Raw genomic sequence first — 21,264 nt, forward strand, 5'->3', positions numbered from 1 at the left:
GTCTCCTTACATCTCGGCTTCCGCAACCTGATTGAAATACTTGCTGCGATCCGGGGTAAACGTCACCACCATCTTGGTCCGCGAGCAGGTCATGACCCGCTCGGCGCCCAGATCAATATCCAGATCCTCCCCGCGCAAACCCTGCCACTGGGCGAGGTATTTCAGCGATCCGTATTTTTCGTTTTTCTTCAGGCTGCGGCTCACGCCGCCTTTCCAGCCGAGTACCGGTAATTCGTCGGCACGACAGCGTTGGGCGAGGTCGGGGAAGCGGGTGGCGCGCTGGCGACCGATTTCCCAGCATTTGATCAGGCCCTTGTCGGTGGCTTCCCACAGTTCGTCGCGGGTCAGGCCTGTGCGCAGAGGGGTGTCGATCTGGCGGTGGATGCGTTGGCTCATTCTGGTTCCTTGAATCGGGTTTTTATTGGACAGCTCCGCTGTGCCCGTTGCGGTGGATGGTAGGGGGGGATGTAACAGCTGGCAACAAGGTATTTCGGGGTGTAAGTGCGAGTTGCGGGCCAAGCGTTACACGGGGTTGGCAGGTTTCTGTAGGCCGTGCCATCAACAAGTTGTATCCAAAGGAATCGATTGTGTGGGCCAGCCCTCCAACCGCAAGGGTCTGGGGTGTTTGCCGTTCGTAGGTGGTCATCCTACAAACGGCGGTTGGAGTGGAGATCTTTCTTACAGGCTCTATCGAAAAAGGACGACTACGGCTGCCAGTAATTCTTCTCCCCACTCAACTTGCGATCGAGAAAACTCGCCGCGCTGATCAGCGCCAGATGGGTCAACGCCTGTGGCGTGTTGCCCAGATGCCGGCCGCGGTTGTCGAATTCCTCCGCATAAAGCCCCAACGGATTGGCATAACGCAGCAGTTGCTCGAACTCCAGGTGGGCCTTTTCCACTTGCCCGGCGCGGGCCAGGCATTCGACGTACCAGAACGAGCACGCGGCGAACGCGCCTTCGGTGCCGGACAAACCGTCGATGCCGGCATCATCGTTGCGATAGCGATAAACCATGCCGTCACGCACCAGATGTTTCTCGATGGCTTCCAGCGTCGCCAGCCATTTCGGATCCTTGGCGCTGACGAAGCGCACCAACGGCATCAGCAACATCGAGCCATCCAGCGCTGTGCCGCCCTGGTACTGCACGAAATGCCCGCGCTCTTCATTCCAGAAGTTGTCCCAGATGTCGGCATGGATCGCCTGACGGGTCTGGTCCCAGCGGGCGAAGGGCGCCGGCAGCGATCGTTTTGAAGCCAGGCGGATCGCCCGGTCCAGCGCCACCCAGCACATCAGTCGCGAGTGCAGGAAGTGATGTTGCTCACCGCGCATTTCCCAGATGCCTACGTCCTTGGTCTGCCAGGTCTCACAGACCTGATCGACCACTTCCGTCACGTGTTGCCAGCCTTCGTGAGAAATCGCGTCGCCGTACTTGTTGACCAGATAAACGGCGTCCATCAGTTCGCCGAAGATATCCAGTTGAATCTGGTCGTAGGCGCCATTGCCGATGCGCACCGGTTTGGCACCGCCATGCCCGGCCAAATGCGTGAGTTCGGTTTCCGGCAGTTCCTGGCGGCCGTCGATGGCGTAGAGGATGTTCAGCTTCATCGATGACTGGCCGCAGCAGTCGCTGACCCGCCCGCGCAGCCAGCGCATGTAGGCGTTGGCTTCATCGACAAACCCCAGGCGCATGAAGGCGTAAACGGTGAAGGAGGCGTCGCGGATCCAGGTGTAGCGATAGTCCCAGTTGCGTTCGCCGCCGGGTGTTTCCGGCAGGCCGAAGGTGGCGGCAGCGAGGATTGCGCCGTGCTGGCGTGAGGTCAGCAGCTTCAGGGCCAGGGCCGAGCGGTTGACCATTTCCCGCCAGCGACCGCGATAGTTGGACTGGCCGATCCAGTCACGCCAGAATTTCAGCGTGCGTTCGATGCACAGTTGGGCGGCGCCTTCGGCGAAGCGCGGATCGTCGCTGGCGCCGAGCATGAACGCCGCCGTCTGATCCTGCTTGAGGGTGAATTGCCCGACCGCTGCTTCCTGATCGACGCTCAAGGCTTGATCCGAGGCCAGCCGCAGTGTCGGCTGCCCGCTGGCGCTGAACAGCACATCCTGTTTATCGATGACGGCGCGGGTCTCAGCGCGGGCGTAGTCATGCCGTACCGCGCAGCGCAGGTGAAACGTCGCCTGCCCGCTGACCACCCGCACCCGGCGTATCAACAGCGGCAGGGCATCGTCGTTGTCGCCAATCGGCAGCAGATCGGTGATTTCCACCACGGCGTGATCGCTGAGCCAGCGGGTTTGCAGGACGTTGGTGTCCGGCAGGTAGATCTGCTCGCGCCGGGCATCGGGCAGGTCCGGCGCAAGCTGGAAAATCCCCGCGTCGGGGGTGTCCAGCAGCGAGCAGAAGATCGACGGGCTGTCGAACGCCGGCCAGCAGAAAAAATCCACGCTGCCCTTGTCATTGACCAGCGCGGCGCTGCGCAGGTCGCCAATGATGCCGTGGGCGTCGATGGGGCTTTGTCGTTCGGATTGATGCTCAGCCATTGCCACGGAACTCCGGATAGAGGCTCATGCCGCCGTCGATGAACAGGGTGGTGCCGACGATGTAGTCGGAGGCATCGGAGGCGAGAAACACCACCGCGTTGGCCACGTCCTCGACATCGCCGATGCGACCGTAGGGGATGAGTTTGAGCAGCTCCTGCGCGGCGTCGCCTTCGGTGGCGTCTTTATTGATGGCCGTGCGAATCGCCCCCGGCGCGATGCCGTTGATGCGGATGCGCTGGTGGCTGACTTCCTGGGCCAGGGTCTGCATCAACTGATCGACGCCGCCCTTGGATGCCGCGTAATTGACGTGCCCGGCCCAAGGGATGCGCTGGTGCACCGAACTCATGTGGATGATCTTGCCGGCGGCTCGCGACACGCCTTCGCGCACGCCCTGGCGGTTGAAGATCCGCAGCGCGGCACGGGCGCAGAGGAACTGGCCGGTGAGGTTGACGCCGATCACCGCGTTCCAGTCGGCCAGCGACATATCCACCGCCGCCGCGTCTTTTTGCAGGCCGGAGTTGGCCACCAGAATGTCCAGCGTTCCAAAGGCGTCGAGGGTCTGCTGGAACAGCCGCTCAACGTCTTCCTCCTTCGAAACGTCGGCGCCAATGGCGATGGCCTGGCCACCGTCGGCGACGATCTGCCGGGCCAGCGCTTCGGCGGGCTCGGCCTGACGGTTGTAGTTGATGACCACGGCAGCACCGGCGTCGGCCAGGGCTTTGGCGGCACCGTGGCCGATGCCGGAACTGGCGCCGGTGACCAGTGCCACCTGACGGGCGAGGGAAATCTGCATGCAGGGTCGCGCCTTGGGTTGAGGGCTTACTTAGCTGACTGATGGGCGGCGGCGAGAGTTCATCCGCGTACATGAAATCATCGACAGCTTTATGCTGCAGCGATTGGCCCTGCACGCCACAGGGACTTCACACTCCACCAACAATTCCTCGCTTCCCCGCCCGTCAGGCTTTGTGGCAACTTGGCCGCCCCTGATGAGGCTGCATCCGATGGCAAACCCTTACCGCGAACTGTTCAACGCCCCCGGCGCCCGGGCTTTTGTGATTGCCGCGATGATCGCGCGCATGCCGATTTCCATGACCGGCATCGGCGTCATCACCATGCTCTCGCAATTGACCGGCGGCTACGCACTGGCGGGTGGGGTGGCGGCGACGTTTGCGCTGGCCACGGCGTTTTGCGCGCCGCAGGTGTCACGGTTGGTGGACCGTTTCGGCCAGGGGCGGGTGCTGCCGGTGGCGGCGCTGATCGGCGGGGGCGCGCTGTTGATGTTGCTATTGTGTACCCGTTTGCAGGCGCCGACCTGGACGCTGTTTGTCTGCGCCGCATTGGCCGGTTGCATGCCGAGCATGTCGGCGATGGCGCGGGCGCGCTGGACCGAAATCTATCGCGGCCAGCCGCAATTGCAGACCGCGTATGCGCTGGAGTCGGTGCTCGACGAAGTCTGCTTCATCGTCGGCCCGCCGTTGTCGGTGGGCTTGTGCGTCGGCGTGTTCCCTGAGGCCGGGCCGCTGGCGGCGTTGTTGATGCTGGCGATTGGTGTGACGGCGTTTGTGGCCCAGCGCAGCACCGAGCCACCGGTGCATCCGCACGAATCGCAGCATCAGGGTTCGATCATTCGTTCGACCGACGTGCAGTGGCTGCTGGCGTTGATGCTTGCCATGGGCGTGATCGTCGGCGTGGTGGATGTGGTCAGCGTCGCGTTCGCCCAGCAGCAGGGCCAGCCGGCGGCGGCAAGCATCGTGCTGTCGGTGTACGCCATCGGTTCCTGTCTGGCCGGTATCGCCTTCGGCGCGATGCGCTCGAAACTGCCGTTGTCCAGGTTGTTTCTGTATGGCGGGATCGCGACGGCGGTGACCACTTTGCCGTTGTTGCTGGCGAACAACATTTTCGGGTTGGCTGTCGCGGTGTTCATCGCCGGGCTGTTCTTCTCGCCGACCCTGATCGTGGCGATGGCTTTGATCGAGCGCATCGTGCCGCCGGCCAAACTCACCGAAGGCCTGACCTGGCTGGTGACCGGTTTGAGCATCGGCGTGGCCATCGGCGCCGCCGGTTCCGGCGCACTGGTGGATGCGTTCGGCGCCCGCAGCGGCTTCTGGCTGGCGATTGCCGCCGGGGCGGTGGTGCTGGGCTCGGCGGTGCAGAGTTTCCGCCACTTGAAATGACTGGATAGACGCGCGCGGGCTAATTTCTGCAGGGCCGCCTTCGTTCTTTTATACAGACAACTTTTCGAGGTAAGCCGGGTGACTCAGCTGACATTGCTGTGCCTTCCTTATTCGGGCGCCAGTGCCATGGTCTACAGCCGCTGGCGCCGCAAATTGCCGCAGTGGCTGACGCTGCAGCCGGTAGAGCTACCGGGTCGCGGCGCACGTTTTGGCGAAGCGCTGCAAACCGACATGCGGGCGCTGGCCCGTCAGTTGGCCAGCGAACTGCAAACGACCCTGCGTGCGCCTTATGCCATTTTCGGCCACAGCCTCGGCGCGCTGCTTGCCTGCGAACTGGCCCATGCCTTGCGCGCTCTGGGGTTGCCGGAGCCGGTTGCGCTGTTCGCCTCCGGCACGGCGGCGCCGACGCTGCGCAGTGAATATGACCGCGGCTTTGCCGAACCGAAGAGCGATGCCGAACTGATCGAGCAGTTACGCACCTTGAATGGCACCAGCGAGGAAATTCTCGCCAATGCCGAATTGATGAGCCTGACCCTGCCGGTGCTGCGTGCCGACTTTCTGTTGTGCGGACGTTTTCAGCCGATCCAGCGTCCGCTGCTCAAATGCCCGGTGCATGTGCTGGGTGGTACGACCGACCGCGCGACCACCGAGCAATTGATCGGCTGGAGCAAGGAAACCCTCGGCAGTTTCTCCGTGGACATGCTTGCTGGCGGTCATTTCTTCATCCATGAACACGAGGCCAAGGTGCTGAAGGTCATCAAGGATCAGCTCGACGTACACCATCGCCGGCACTCAATGCCCGCCATTGCCTGAACAACGGGAAACCCTGTGTGAGCGAGCTGATCGCGCCCACAGGGTTTCCTGCCCGTCTGAAACTTCCCGCCTGCTTCCCTCCTGATAGTTCTTCTCATTCGCTAATTTTTCCGATGTGCATTCGTTTTATAGGGACGACGTGCCTTTGTGCTTCCTGCCTACTGATCCGGATGCTAAGAAATGAATGCTGAAGACTCCTTGAAACTTGCTCGCCGGTTTATCGGGTTGCCCCTGGAAAAGCGCCAGATGTTCCTCGCGGCCCTGCAAAAGGAGGGCGTGGATTTCGCCCGTTTCCCGATTCCCGCCGGGATCGAGGCCGACGATCGCCAGGCGTTGTCTTACGCGCAGCAACGGATGTGGTTTCTCTGGCAACTGGATCCGCACAGCGGCGCCTACAACTTGCCGGGCGCGGTACGCCTGACCGGGCGGCTGAATCTGTCAGCGCTGGAGCAGGCCTTTGCTGCGCTGGTGGCGCGACATGAAACCTTGCGCACGGTGTTCCAGCGCCAGGCGGATGACAGCCTGCTGCAAGTGCCGGCCCCGGCGACCTTGAACATCCATCATGAAGATTTCACTGTGCTGCCGGCCACCGAACGCGAGGAAGCGGTTGTTCGTGCCGCCGAGCAGCAATCGGTGTTGCCGTTCGATCTGGCGGTCGGGCCGTTGCTGCGAGTCACCTTGCTCAAGCTCGCCGAGCAGGAGCACGTCTTGCTGCTGACCCTGCACCACATCGTTTCCGATGGCTGGTCGATGAACGTGCTGATCGACGAATTCATCCGTTGCTACGACGCCTTTGACGCCGGCCAGTCGCCGGCGCTGGCAGTCCTGCCGGTTCAGTACAGCGATTACGCCCTGTGGCAGCGTCGCTGGCTGGAGGCCGGGGAGCAAGCGCGGCAACTGGAGTATTGGCAGGCGCAACTGGGTGATGAGCATCCCGTGCTGGAACTGCCGCTGGACCATTCGCGTCCGGCCATGCCGAGCTATCGCGGCACACGCTATGAGTTTGCCGTCGACGGCCAGTTGGCCGACCAGTTGCGCGCCACCGCGCAACAGCATCAGGTCACGTTGTTCATGTTGTTGCTTGGCGCGTTCAATGCGCTGCTGCACCGTTACACCGGGCAGACCGATATCCGTGTCGGCGTGCCGATTGCCAACCGCAATCGCGCCGAGATCGAAGGTCTGATCGGTTTCTTCGTCAACACCCAGGTGCTGCGCACAAAAGTCGATGGCCAGACGCGCGTCGATGCGTTGCTGCAGGCGGTCAAAGAGACGGCGCTCGGCGCCCAGGCGCATCAGGATCTGCCGTTCGAGCAACTGGTCGAAGCACTGAAACTGGAGCGCAGCCTCAGTCACACGCCGCTGTTCCAGGTGATGTACAACCACCAGCCGCAGGTGGCCGATATCGCCGCCCTGGGCACAGCCTCGGGCCTGGTGCTCGAAAGCCTCGACTGGCAAAGCCGCACCACTCAGTTTGACTTGACACTCGACACCTACGAGAAGGGCGGCAAGCTGCACGCCGCACTGACTTACGCCAGCGACCTGTTCGACGCGCCGACCATCGAACGCATGGCGCGCCACTGGTTGCGTCTGCTCAAGGCCATGGTCGCTGATCCTGCGCAACGCATTGGCGAGCTGCCGTTGCTGGACGCGGATGAGCAGCACACGCTGGTGCATGCCTGGAACGGTGCAACAGCGGTTTATCCCACCGAGCAACCCATTCATCAATTGATCGAAGCCCAGGTGACCCGCACTCCGGATGCACCGGCGCTGGTGTTCGGCGAACAAACCCTGAGCTACGCGCAACTCGACGCGCGGGCCAACCAACTGGCCCATCTGCTGCGTGAGCAAGGCGTGCGAGCCGACAGCCTGGTGGGGATCTGTGTCGAGCGTTCGCTGGAAATGGTCATTGGCCTTTTGGCGATTCTCAAGGCCGGCGGCGCCTATGTGCCGCTGGATCCGGAGTACCCGCAAGAGCGCCTGGCCTACATGATCGAGGACAGCGGCATTACCTTGCTGCTGACCCAGAGTGCGTTGCTGGCGTCGCTGCCAACGGCCGGGGTGAACGTCATTACGCTTGATCAGGAAGCCGAATGGCTGGATCGCTACAGCGAAGGCCGTGTCGAGGCGGTCATCGATCCGCAGAACCTTGCGTACGTGATTTACACCTCCGGCTCCACCGGTAAACCGAAAGGCGCCGGCAACAGTCATGCGGCGCTGGTCAACCGTTTGTGCTGGATGCAGGAGGCTTACCGGCTGGATGCCAGCGATTCGGTGCTGCAGAAGACACCGTTCAGTTTTGACGTGTCGGTCTGGGAGTTTTTCTGGCCGCTGCTGACCGGCGCCCGACTGGTCGTGGCAGCGCCGGGCGCGCACCGCGATCCATCGCTGTTGATCGAGACCATCAACCACTACGGCATCAGCACGTTGCACTTTGTCCCGTCGATGTTGCAGGCGTTCATTCATGAGCCGGGCGTCGAGGCCTGTGTCGGCCTCAAACGCATTGTCTGCAGCGGCGAGGCACTGCCGCTGGACGCGCAACTGCAGGTGTTTGCCAAGCTGCCGAACGCCGGGCTCTATAACCTGTATGGCCCGACCGAAGCGGCCATCGACGTCACCCACTGGACCTGTGTCGACGAAGGTGCCGACAGCGTGCCGATCGGACGGCCGATCGCCAACCTGCGCACCCATGTGCTCGACGCCGAACTGATGACGGTGCCGAGCGGCGTGGCGGGTGAGCTGTACCTGGGCGGAGCAGGGTTGGCGCGCAGTTATCACCAGCGCCCGGCGCTGACCGCCGAGCGTTTTGTCCCGTGCCCGTTCCACGAAGGTGCGCGTCTGTACCGCACCGGTGACCGGGTACGCCAACGTGCCGACGGCGTCATCGAATACCTCGGGCGTCTCGATCATCAGGTCAAGCTGCGTGGCTTGCGTATCGAGCTGGGCGAAATCGAAACCCGCCTGATGCAGCATCCGCTGGTGCGTGAAGCCGTGGTGCTGGTGCAGGGCGGCAAACATCTGGTCGGCTATCTGGTGCTGGAAAATGCTCAGGCAGACGAACAATGGCAACAGGACGTCAAGGCGTGGCTGCTCGGCAGCCTGCCGGAATTCATGGTGCCGACCTACCTGATGACGCTGGCCAAATTGCCGGTCACCGCCAACGGCAAGCTCGATCGCAAAGCCTTGCCGCAGCCGGATGCTGCGCCGCAGCAAGCTTTTGTCGCGCCGCAGGATGCTATGCAAAAAGCCCTGGCGGCGATCTGGGAAGACGTGCTCGGTTTGCAACGCGTGGGTCTGGAGGACAACTTTTTCGAGCTGGGCGGCGATTCGATCATTTCGATTCAAGTGGTCAGCCGCGCGCGGCAGGCCGGGATCCGTATCAGCCCGCGCGATCTGTTCCAGTATCAGACTGTGCGCAGTCTGGCGCTGGTCGCGATCCTCGACAGCCACAGTTCGGTGGATCAGGCGCCGGCCACGGGCGAGGCCTTGTTGGGGCCGATCCAGCAGCAGTTCTTCAGCCGGGTGATGCCTCGGCGTGAACATTGGAACCAGTCCCTATTGCTGACCCCGCGCGAGGCGCTGAATGCGCAGTGGCTCGATGCCGCATTGACCCATGTGATCAATCATCACGATGCCTTGCGCCTGCGTTTTGTCGAGGGCGCCGACGGCTGGCAGCAAGCGTACGCCGCACAGGTCGAACGCGCTGATCTGTGGCTGCGCACGGCCGAGACGACCGAGCAACTGACCGCCCATTGCGACGATGCCCAGCGCAGTCTTGATCTGGCCAACGGGCCGTTGTTGCGTGCCGTGTTGGTGTCCATGGCCGATGGCAGTCAGCGCCTGTCGCTGATCCTCCATCACCTGGTGGTGGACGGCGTGTCGTGGCGCGTGTTGCTGGAAGATCTGCAGCAAGCCTACGAACAGCTGGCGGCGGGCGGTGGCGTGCAATTGCCGGCCAAAACCAGCGCGTTCCAGAGCTGGACGGCGCGCCTGAGCACCGAGGCTTCGCGCTTCGACGATCAACTGGCTTACTGGAAAGCCCAGCACCACGACGCACGGGATCTGCCGTGCGAGCGCCCTGAAGGCAGCCTGCAAAACCGCTTCGGGGAAAAGATCGAATGGCGTCTGGACGCCGAGCGCACGCGCCAATTGCTGCAACAGGCGCCGGCGGCGTATCGCACGCAGGTCAACGATCTGCTGCTGACGGCACTGGCGCGCACCATCAGTGGCTGGAGCGGTCAGCCGGGCACCTTGATTCAACTCGAAGGCCATGGCCGTGAAGACCTGTTCGACGACATCGACCTGACGCGCAGCATCGGCTGGTTCACCAGCCTGTTCGCCGTCAATCTGGTGGCGAGCGAGGATCTCGACGGTTCGATCAAGGCGATCAAAGAACAACTGCGTGCGGTGCCGGACAAAGGTCTGGGTTACGGCGTGCTGCGTTATCTGGCAGCGCCGTCGGTGCGTGAAGAGTTGGCGTTGCTGCCGCCGCCGCGCATCACCTTCAACTATCTGGGGCAATTCGACCGGCAGTTCGATGAGCAGGCGTTGCTGGTGCCATCCACCGAGTCCGGCGGTGTCGCCCAGGATTCACAGGCGCCGCTGGATAACTGGTTGACGATCGAAGGCCAGGTCTATGGCGGCGAATTGAGTCTGAGTTGGGGCTTCAGTTCGCAGATGTTCGACAGTGCCACCGTGCAAAGGCTGGCTGATCGCTACGCCGCCGAACTGATGGCACTGATCGAGCACTGCTGCACCCTCGACACCGCGCAAGCGACGCCATCGGACTTCCCGTTGGCACGCCTCAGCCAGGCGCAACTGGATGCATTGCCGGTCGCCGCCGCTGTCATCGAAGATGTCTATCCGCTGTCGCCGATGCAGCAGGGCATGTTGTTCCACACCTTGTACGAACCGCAGGCCGAGGCCTATATCAGCCAGATGCGTCTGGACATCCAGGGCCTTGATCCGCAGCGTTTTGCCAGTGCCTGGCAAGCGGCGCTGGCGCGTCATGATGTGCTGCGCAGCAGCTTCCACTGGCAAGGCCTGGACAGCGCCCATCAGGTGATCAGCCGCGAGGTGCAACTGCCGCTGCAGGTACTGGACAACACTGACACCGATGCGCTGGCCGAGACCGAGCGGGCGCAGGGTTTCGAACTCGACTGCGCGCCGTTGCTGCGCCTGAAACTGGTGCGCACCGGCGCCGATCATTGGCACTTGATCTACACCAGCCATCACATCCTGATGGACGGCTGGAGTAATGCGCAGTTGCTCGGCGAGGTGATTTCCCACTACGCCGCCGGGCGCCCACTGCCGGCGCCGGTCGGGCATTACCGCGATTACATGGGTTGGTTGCAGCAGCAATCGGCAGGCGCCGGCAAGGCGTTCTGGAATGCTGCGCTGGCCCCGTTGCAGGCGCCGACGCTGCTTGCCGACACTCTGCGTCCACCCGTGGGCGGCCACGGCACAGACGAACATCGCGAGGTGCTCGACGAAGCCGCAACACGGCGTCTGGGCGAGTTCGCCCGTCAGCAGAAAGTCACCCTCAACACGTTGTTGCAAGCGGCCTGGAGCCTGCTGCTGCAACGCTACACCGGTCAGGACTGCGTAGCGTTCGGCGCCACAGTGGCCGGTCGTTCGGCTCCGCTGCCAGGCATCGAGCAGCAACTGGGGCTGTTCATCAACACCCTGCCGCTGGTGTGCAATCCGCGCCCGGATCATCGCGTCGGCCAGTGGCTGGCTGATCTGCAGGCGCAGAACCTGGCCCTGCGTGAGTTCGAGCATGTGCCGCTGTACGACATTCAGGGTTGGGCAGGGCATCAGGGCTCGGCGCTGTTCGACAGCCTGCTGGTGTTCGAAAACTTCCCGGTCGCCGAGGCGCTGAAACAAGGTGCTCCGGCCGGGTTGACCTTCGGCAACCTGCACAACCATGAACGCACCCACTATCCGCTGACGCTGGGTATCGAACTCGGTGCCACGCTGAGCCTGGAGATGAGCTACGACGCCGCACGATTCAGCGCCGCCCAGGTGCACAGGCTCTGCGCCAACCTGCGCCACTTGCTTGAGCAACTGATCAGCAATGCCACAGGCTGCCTGGGCAACCTGACGCTGCTCGATGACGCCACCACGCGCGCCATGCTCGCCCACTGTCAGCCGCCAGCGTTGCAGTTGCAGCATGCAGGTCTGGTGCACGAACGCATTGCCGCGCAGGCCAAAGCCACACCGCAGGCGCTGGCCGTGCAGTGCGGTGAACAGCGCCTGAGCTATGACGAACTGAACCGCCAGGCGAATCGCCTCGCCCACCGTTTGCTGGCCAGCGGTGCGGCGCCGGGCAAGCGTGTCGGCCTGGCGCTGCGTCGTGGCCCGCAAATGATCGTCAGCCTGCTGGCAGTGCTGAAGACGGGCGCCGCGTACGTGCCGCTTGATGCCAACTACCCGGCCCAGCGTCTGGCCTACATGATCGAAGACAGCCGTGTCGATCTGCTGCTCGATGAATCCGCTCTCCTGCAAGACGTGCCGCTTGCGGCTGGCCTGGAGTATTTGCACCTGGGCGACATCATCCAGACGCTGGGTGCTTATCCGGACAGCGATCCGCTGAATCACGCCACGGCCGATGACCTGGCCTACGTGATCTACACCTCGGGCTCCACCGGTCAGCCAAAAGGCGTGGCGATTGCTCACGCGGCGCTGCGCGAGTTCTGCCAGACCGGTGCCGAGTATTCGGCGCTCACGGCCGATGATCGCGTGCTGCAGTTTGCGACCTTCAGCTTCGACGGTTTTGTCGAGCAGTGTTACCCGCCGCTGTGTGTCGGCGCGGCGCTGATCATGCGCGGCGACGAACTCTGGGACGTCGTGCAACTGGCGGACGAGATCGTCGACCATGGCGTGACTCTGGCGGACTTGCCGGCGGCCTACTGGTTCTTGCTGGCGCGTGAATGCGCGGGCGGCAACATCACCGGTCTGGGCGCGTTGCGTCAGGTGCATGTCGGCGGCGAAGCCATGTCGGTCGAAGGGCTGCGCCTGTGGCACGAAGCAGGACTGAGCCACGTGCGCTTGCTCAACACCTACGGGCCGACCGAGGCGACGGTGGTGTCGAGCGTTCACGACTGCCGCTTGAGCGATGCCAGCGACAGCTTCGGCATTCCGATTGGCCGGGCCATTGCTGGCCGCGCGTTGTACGTGCTCGACAGCGCCGGGCAATTGCTGCCTGCCGGTGGCGTCGGCGAGTTGTGCATTGGCGCGAGTGCCTGTCTGGCGCAGCAGTATTTCGATCGTCCGGCCCTCACCGCCGAACGTTTCCTGCCAGACCCGTTTGCCACCGAGCCGGGGGCGCGGCTGTATCGCAGTGGCGACCTGGCGCGTTACAACGAAAACGCTGATCTGGAGTACGCCGGGCGTATCGACCACCAGGTGAAGATCCGTGGCTTGCGCATTGAAATGGGTGAAATCGAAGCCTGCCTGCAAGCACAGGAGGGCGTGCGCGCCGCTGCGGTGATCGCTCAGGATTTCCCGGGTGGCGCGCAACTGGTGGCTTATGTGGTGCCCGAGACAGGAACCGAACCTGCGACCGCGCAGGCGCAGTGGCTGGACTCGCTCAAGGCTTCGCTGCAACAGCTGCTGCCTGATTACATGGTGCCGGCGCACCTGCTGTCGCTGGACGCGTTGCCGTTGAACAACAACGGCAAACTTGATCGTACCGCACTGCCGAACGTCGAACTGAGCCAGGACCTGAGCGTTTATGCAGCGCCGCAGACCTTGCTGCAAGTGCAATTGGCGCAGATCTGGGAAGCCGTACTGGAGTCCGGCGCGGTGGGGCTCAACGATCACTTCTTCGAGCGAGGCGGTCACTCGCTGCTGGCCACTCAAGTGATTTCCCGGGTCCGCCAGACGCTCAAACTCGATGTGCCGATGCGCACCCTGTTCGAGCAGCCGACGCTGCAAGCCTTTGCCGCCGCCTGCGCCACCCTGCAACACAGCGAAAGCGTGCCGATGATGGCGCTGCAGCGCGGTGCTGCACTGGCGTTGTCTTATGCCCAGGAACGGCAGTGGTTCCTCTGGCAGCTGGAGCCGGACAGTGCTGCTTACCACGTGCCAAGTGCGCTGCGCTTGCGCGGTGCTCTGGACATCGTCGGGTTGCAGAACAGCTTCAATCAACTGGTGGCGCGTCACGAACCGTTGCGCACCACGTTCCGCCAGGACGACGAGCGCACTGTGCAGGTGGTTCATGCGCACGGCCAATTGACGATTGAACAGCACAGCCTCGACGCCGAGGACAATCTTTCGAGCTGGGTGCAGGCGCAGATTCGTCAGCCGTTCGATCTGCTGAACGGGCCGCTGCTGCGCGTCAGTCTGTTGCGGTTGGCGGCGGATGATCACGTATTGGTGATCACCCAGCACCACATCGTGTCTGACGGCTGGTCGATGCAAGTGATGGTGCGCGAACTGATGGCGATGTATGCCGCAGAACGCGCCGGACAACCCCTCGAACTGGCCGCGCTGCCGCTGCAATACGCCGATTTCGCGCAGTGGCAACGGCAGTGGATGGAGGCGGGCGAGCGGCAGCGTCAACTCGATTATTGGGTGGGCCAGCTTGGCGGCGAACAACCGGTGCTGGAGTTGCCGCTGGACCATTCGCGTCCGGCGGTGCAGAGCTACCGTGGCGCGCGGCTGGAGGCGCCATTGGAATCTGCATTGAGCGCGCAGTTGCAGGCGCTTGCCGGACGTGAGGGGGTGACGATGTTCATGCTCTTGCTGGCCTCGTTTCAGACCCTGCTGCACCGCTACAGCGGTCAGGACGATATCCGCGTCGGCGTGCCGATTGCCAACCGCAACCGCGCCGAAACCGAGGGCCTGATCGGCTTCTTCGTCAACACCCAGGTGATGCGCGCACAGTTTGCCGGCGACCTGAGTTTCCGTGATCTGCTGGCGCAGACCCGGCAGGCTGCAATGGGCGCCCAGGCGCATCAGGATCTGCCGTTCGAGCAATTGGTGGAAGCACTGGCGCCGGAGCGCAGCCTCAGCCACAGTCCGTTGTTCCAGGTGCTGTTCAACCATCAGCGTGACGCCGCGCCGGTCACCGATGTGGCGGATCTGCGCATCGAAGGCCTGCCGTGGGACAGCGCCACCGCACAGTTCGACTTGACCCTGGACACCACGGAAACCGCCGCCGGGCTGATGGTCAGCCTGACCTACGCCAGCGACTTGTTTGAAGCGGCAACCATCGCGCGCCTGTTCGAACACTGGCAGGCATTGTTGCGGGCGATTGTCGCAGCGCCGCAGCAATCGATCGCTGCGTTGCCGATGCTCGCCGCGCAAGAACGCCAACGGATTCTCGAAGACTGGAACGCTACCGCCACCGAGTACCCGTTACACCTGAGCGTGCAGCAGCTGATCGAGGCACAGGTCCTGCGCACCCCGGACGCCGCAGCGCTGAAGTTCGCCGATGAATGCCTGAGCTACGCGCAGCTCAATGCCCGCGCCAACCGGTTGGCACACAAGCTGATGGCGCTGGGTGTCGGACCTGAAAGCCTGGTCGGCATCGCTGCCGAACGGTCGATGGAAATGGTCGTCGGTCTGTTGGCCGTGCTCAAGGCCGGAGGCGCCTACGTGCCGCTCGACCCGGAATACCCGCAGGATCGCCTGGCCTACATGATCGAAGACAGCGGCGTGCAGCTGTTGCTGACCCAGGCGCATCTGCTCGATGCCTTGCCATTGAACGGGCAGGTGCAAACCCTGTTGCTTGAAGCATCGCTGAAGGGCTTCGCCAGCCACAATCCGGACGTGGCGGTCACCGGTGAAAACCTCGCCTATGTGATTTACACCTCAGGCTCCACCGGCAAACCGAAAGGTGCCGGCAACCGTCATATCGCCCTGACCAACCGTCTGTGCTGGATGCAACAGGCCTATGAGATCGGCGCGGGCGACAGCGTGCTGCAGAAGACGCCGTTCAGCTTTGACGTTTCGGTGTGGGAGTTCTTCTGGCCACTGATGACCGGCGCACGGCTGGTCGTCGCAGCGCCGGGCGATCACCGCGATCCAGCCAAACTGGTGGCGTTGATCAAGCGCGAACACATCACCACGCTGCACTTTGTGCCGTCGATGTTGCAGGCCTTCCTGCAGGACGCCGACGTTGCCACGTGCACCAGCCTGCAACGCATCGTGTGCAGCGGCGAAGCGCTGCCGGCGGACGCGCAACAGCAAGTCTTCGCCAAACTGCCAACGGCCGGGCTTTATAACCTTTACGGCCCGACGGAAGCCGCCATCGACGTCACGCACTGGACGTGTGTAGAGGAGGGCCGCGACAGCGTGCCGATCGGACAGCCGATTGCCAACCTCGGCTGCTACATCCTTGACGACAATCTCGAGCCGGTGCCGACCGGTGTGCTCGGCGAGTTGTACCTGGCGGGCGTCGGTCTGGCGCGCGGCTACCATCAGCGTCCGGCGCTGACCGCCGAACGTTTTGCCGTCAGCCCCTATGGCGATGGCGAGCGGATCTACCGCACCGGTGACCTGGCGCGTTACCGCGCCGACGGCGTGATCGAATACGCTGGCCGGATCGACCATCAGGTCAAGCTGCGCGGCTTGCGTATCGAGCTCGGTGAAATCGAAGCGCGTCTGCTGGAGCATGGCAACGTCCGTGAAGCGGCGGTGCTGGTGATCGACGGCAAGCTGCTGACCGCTTACGTGGTGTTGAACGAAGAAAGCGCGGACTGGCGCGACGCCCTGATGCGGCATCTGCACGCCGGACTGCCGGAGTACATGGTGCCCAATCAGTGGCTGAATCTTGCGCAGATGCCGTTGAGCCCCAACGGCAAGCTGGATCGCAAGGCGCTGCCGAAACCTGAATGGGGGGCGGGCAAGGCCGAATACATCGCGCCGCGCAATGCGCTGGAGCAGCGTATCGCTGCGGTGTGGGCCGATGTACTGAAGCTGCCGCGAGTCGGGCTGGGCGATAACTTCTTTGAACTGGGTGGCGATTCGATCATTTCGATTCAGGTGGTGGCCCGTGCCCGTCAGGCCGGCATCCGCTTTACCCCCAAAGACTTGTTCCAGTACCAAACCGTCCAGGCGCTGGCGGGTGTGGCAACGCTGGGCGATGGCGCGGGGCAGATCGATCAGGGCCCGGTCGGCGGCGCTACGCCGCTGCTGCCGTTCCAGCAGTGGTTCTTCGCGACGGACATTGCCGAGCGTCACCACTGGAACCAGTCGGTGATGCTCAAGCCGGCCATCAGCATCGAGGCCGACGCACTTGAGCAAGCCTTGCAAGCGTTGGTCGAGCATCACGATGCCTTGCGCCTGTCGTTCACTGAAACCACCGACGGCTGGACCGCGAATCACCACGCAACAACCGTTCGGCACAACCTGCTGATGCAGGCTTCAGTCAGCGATGAACAACAGTTGCAGGCCGCCTGCCTGGCAGCGCAGCGCAGCTTCGACCTGGCGCAAGGCCCGCTGTTGCGTGGCTTGCTGGTGACTGTGGGCGATGGTTCGCAACGCTTGCTGCTGGCGGTGCACCACCTGGTGGTGGACGGTGTGTCCTGGCGGATTCTGCTGGAAGATCTACAAAGCGCTTATCAGCAGCGCATCGACGGCAAGCCCCTGGTTCTGCCGGCCAAGACCAGCGCCTTCAAGCATTGGGCAGAACGTTTGCAACAGCACGCGCCACGACTCGCGGGTGAACTCGAGCTGTGGCGTACGCAACTGGCCGATGCGCCGGTCGACCTGCCGTGCATCAATCCGCAGGCCAGTCTGCAAAACCGCGATGCGCACACCGTACAGACGCGCCTCGATCAAGCGCTGACCCGACAACTGCTGCAACAGGCGCCGGCGGCGTATCGCACTCAGGTCAATGACTTGCTGATGACCGCGCTGGCCCGAGTCATCTGCCGCTGGACGGGGCAGGCCTCGACCTTGATTCAGCTGGAAGGACACGGTCGTGAAGACCTGTTCGACGACCTTGACCTGAGTCGCAGCGTCGGCTGGTTCACCAGTCTGTTCCCGGTGCGCCTGACCCCGACTGCGTCGGTCGACGGTTCGATCAAGCAGATCAAGGAACAGTTGCGGGCGATTCCCGGCAAGGGCCTGGGCTTCGGCGTGCTGCGTTACTTCGGTGATGAAGCGACCCGCCGTGAGCTGGCGGCGCTGCCGACACCGCGCATCACGTTCAACTACCTCGGACAATTCGACCGCCAGTTCGATGACGGCGCGCTGTTCGCCCCGGCCCGCGAAAAGGCCGGGGACGAACAGAGCCCGTTGGCGCCACTGGGCAACTGGCTGGAACTCAATGGTCAGGTTTACGCGGGCGAGTTGAGTCTGGGCTGGACGTTCAGCCGCGAGATGTTCGATGAAGCCACCATTCAGCGTCTGGCCGATGAGTACGCGATCGAACTGGCGGTGCTGATCGAACATTGCTGCGCTGCACAGAATGCCGGCGTCACACCGTCGGACTTCCCGTTGGCGCCGCTCGACCAGCAACAGCTCGATGCCTTGCCGGGCGCCGGTGCCGAGGTCGAAGACATCTACCCGCTGTCGCCGATGCAACAGGGCATGTTGTTCCACAGCCTGTACGAACAGGGTTCGGGGGATTACATCAACCAGATGCGCGTCAGCGTCGAAGGCCTCGATCCCGAGCGTCTGCGTCAGGCCTGGCAGGGCGCGGTCGATCGCCATGGGATTCTGCGCACGCGTTTTGTGTGGATTTCCGAGCAGGAGCAGCCGCTGCAAATCGTCCAGCGTCAGGCCGAGTTGCCGTTCAGCCTGCATGACTGGCGAGGTCGCGCTGACCTGACGGGGGCGCTCGACGTGCTGGCACAGGAGCAACTGCAACAAGGCTTCGACCTGTTGCAGGCGCCACTGCTGCGTCTGGTGCTGGTCCGCACTGACGATGACCGCTTTGAGATGATCTACACCAGCCATCACATTCTCATGGACGGCTGGAGCAACTCGCAGTTGCTCGGCGAAGTGATGCAGCGCTACGCCGGTGAAACCCCGGCCGCGCCGGTGGGCCGTTATGGCGATTACATTGGCTGGCTGCAGCGTCAGGACGGTCAGGCCAGCGAGCGATTCTGGACTGAGCGTCTGGCCGACCTGGATGAGCCGACCCACCTGGCCCGCAGCTGCCTCGATACGCTGGCGACCGCCGGGCAGAGCGGTTACGACCAGCAGACCCGTTGGCTGGACCGTGAGCAGACTCAACGTCTGGGGGCGTTCGCCCGTCAGCACAAGGTCACCCTCAATACCGTGGTGCAGGCCGCCTGGTTGTTGCTGTTGCAGCGTTACACCGGGCAACTGACCGTGGCGTTCGGCGCTACGGTCGCCGGGCGTCCGGCCGAGCTGCCAGGTGTCGAGCAACAGATCGGTTTGTTCATCAACACCTTGCCGGTGATCGCCACCCCGCGTGTCGAGCAATCCCTCGGTGAGTGGCTGCAAACGGTGCAGGCGCTGAACCTGGCCATGCGCGAATTCGAATACACGCCACTGGCGGACATTCAGCGCTGGTCCGGGCAACGCGGCGAAGGCTTGTTCGACAGCCTGCTGGTGTTCGAGAACTACCCGGTGTCGGAGGCGTTGAACAACGGTGCGCCGCAAGGCTTGCGTTTCGACCAGGCACGCAGCCAGGAACAGACCAACCTGCCGTTGACGGTGCTGGTGGACCTGAGCGACAGCCTGTCGTTGCAATTGGCCTATGCCCGGCAGCATTTCAGCGCTGCGCAGATCGAGCAGATCGCCGGCCACTTGCAGCACCTGTTGCAGCAAATGGCCGACTCGCCCGCGCAACGTCTGCTGGCCGATCTGAGCCTGTTCGATGCCGCACAACAACAGGCGACGCTGCACGACTGGAACCGTGCGCCAGCCACCTTTGCCCAAACCCGCACCCTGCCACAGCTGATCGAAGCACAGGTGCGTCGCGCACCGCAGGCGATTGCCGTGAGTCTGGGCGAGGAGCAATTGAGTTACGGCGAACTCAACGCCCGTGCCAACCGTCTGGCTCATGCCCTGATCGCGCGGGGTGTCGGTGCCGATGTGCTGGTGGGTCTGGCTGCCGAGCGATCCATCGAAATGATCGTCGGCCTGGTCGCCATCCTCAAGGCTGGCGGGGCTTACCTGCCGCTGGATCCGCAGTACCCGGCCGAACGTCTGCAGTACATGATCGAGGACAGCGGCATTGCCCTGCTGCTGATGCAGCCGGGTGTGCTCGATCACCTGGAGGTTGCCGAGAGCGTTGAAACCCTGCTGTTGGGTGATGACAGCCGCTGGCAGGATCAGTTGGCAACCGACCCGCAGGTCTGGGCCGACAGCGCCAGCCTCGCTTACGTGATCTACACCTCGGGCTCCACCGGCAAACCGAAAGGTACGCTGCTGGCTCACGACAACGTGCTGCGCCTGTTCGAGGCAACAGAGCCTTGGTTCAGCTTCGGTGCCGAGGATCGCTGGACGCTGTTCCACTCCTACGCGTTTGACTTCTCGGTCTGGGAAATCTTCGGCGCACTGCTGCATGGCGGGCGCCTGGTGATCGTGCCGCACAGCGTCAGCCGCTCGCCGCAGGAGTTCCATGCGCTGCTGTGCCGTGAGCGCATCACCGTGCTCAACCAGACGCCGTCGGCATTCAAGCAACTGATGCAGGTCGCTTGCGACGCGCCCCAGGATCCGCAACTGTCGTTGCGTTACGTGGTGTTTGGCGGTGAAGCGCTGGAAGTACGCAGCCTGCGCCCATGGTTCGAACGCTTCGGCGATACCGCGCCACAGCTGATCAACATGTACGGCATCACCGAAACCACGGTTCATGTGACTTACCGTCCGTTGACCCTGGCCGATCTCGAACAGGACGCCGGCAGCCCGCTGGGCGAGCCGATCCCGGACCTGGGCTGGTACGTGCTCGACGCCGACCTGAAACCGGTGGCCAAGGGCTGCATCGGCGAGTTGCACGTCAGCGGCGCCGGGCTGGCACGCGGTTATCTCAAGCGTGCCGACCTCAGCGCCTTGCGTTTCGTGCCCAACCCGTTCGGGGGCGACGGTGCGCGGCTGTATCGCACCGGTGACCTGGCGCGCTATCGCGCCGATGGCCGGATCGAGTACGCCGGGCGCATCGACCATCAGGTGAAGATCCGTGGTTTCCGGATCGAGCTGGGTGAGATCGAGGCGCAACTGTTGGCGCTGCCGCAAATCCGTCAGGCCGTGGTGCTGGATCAGCCAGGCGCCGGCGGCGTGCAGCTGGTGGCGTATCTGGTGGCCGATCAGTCGGTCGACCTCGACCAGCAGGGCCAGTGGCGTGAGCTGCTGCGCCAGGCGCTCAAGCACAACCTGCCGGATTACATGGTGCCGGCGCACCTGTTGCTGCTCGACAGCCTGCCGCTGACCGCCAACGGCAAGCTTGACCGCAAGGCCCTGCCACAACCGGACGCCAGCCTGCTGCAAAACAGCTATGTGGCGCCCGAAAGTGAACTGCAACAGCAGATCGCCGGGGTCTGGGCCGATGTCCTGAAACTGGAGCGGGTCGGCCTGACAGACAACTTCTTTGAACTCGGCGGTCATTCCTTGCTGGCCACCCAGGTGGCCCTGCGTCTGCGCGAGTTGCTGGGCTTCGACGTGCCGTTGGCCAGCCTGTTCGCCAGTGCCGATCTGGCGGCTTTCAGCGACGCCGTACAAGCTCTGCAACCCGATTTGCAGCCCGTTCATGATGTTTTGGCTAAATCCTTGGAGGCTCTCAATCGTTTATCAGCAGATGAACTTGAAAAACTGATTTCCTGAGA

6 protein-coding genes are annotated in these 21,264 nt (G+C 63.3%); 3 read left to right on the forward strand and 3 right to left on the reverse strand.

Annotated features, from left to right (window positions below):
- Window positions 1-6: 6 nt before the first annotated feature.
- From PDR5_RS09315 to PDR5_RS09325, 3 genes are all read right to left on the reverse strand, one after another.
- Entirely contained in the window at window positions 7-396 is a 390-nt protein-coding gene (locus tag PDR5_RS09315; RefSeq protein WP_064594755.1) for a hypothetical protein, read from the reverse strand.
- 308 nt (window positions 397-704) lie between these two features.
- The gene (locus PDR5_RS09320) at window positions 705-2,534 is read right to left on the reverse strand and encodes a glycoside hydrolase family 15 protein (RefSeq protein WP_064594757.1); all 1,830 of its coding nucleotides are present in this window, start codon (window positions 2,532-2,534) and stop codon (window positions 705-707) included.
- Entirely contained in the window at window positions 2,527-3,327 is an 801-nt protein-coding gene (locus PDR5_RS09325; RefSeq protein WP_064594759.1) for a glucose 1-dehydrogenase, read from the reverse strand. Before PDR5_RS09325 ends, PDR5_RS09320 begins: the two co-directional genes overlap by 8 nt.
- Window positions 3,328-3,535: 208 nt before the next feature.
- Between PDR5_RS09325 and PDR5_RS09330 the strand changes: the two genes are divergently transcribed.
- The 3 genes from PDR5_RS09330 (at window position 3,536) to PDR5_RS09340 (ending at window position 21,262) form a co-directional block, all read left to right on the forward strand.
- Entirely contained in the window at window positions 3,536-4,708 is a 1,173-nt protein-coding gene (locus PDR5_RS09330) for an MFS transporter (protein WP_064594762.1), read from the forward strand.
- Between the two features lie 78 nt (window positions 4,709-4,786).
- Window positions 4,787-5,521, forward strand: coding sequence for a thioesterase II family protein (locus PDR5_RS09335; protein WP_082934373.1), 735 nt, complete (start codon window positions 4,787-4,789; stop codon window positions 5,519-5,521).
- Between the two features lie 180 nt (window positions 5,522-5,701).
- Window positions 5,702-21,262, forward strand: coding sequence for a non-ribosomal peptide synthetase (locus PDR5_RS09340; RefSeq protein WP_064594766.1), 15,561 nt, complete (start codon window positions 5,702-5,704; stop codon window positions 21,260-21,262).
- Window positions 21,263-21,264 lie beyond the last annotated feature (2 nt).

Source organism: Pseudomonas sp. DR 5-09 (assembly GCF_001655595.1).
GTDB classification, from domain to species: Bacteria; Pseudomonadota; Gammaproteobacteria; order Pseudomonadales; family Pseudomonadaceae; genus Aquipseudomonas; species Aquipseudomonas pharyngis.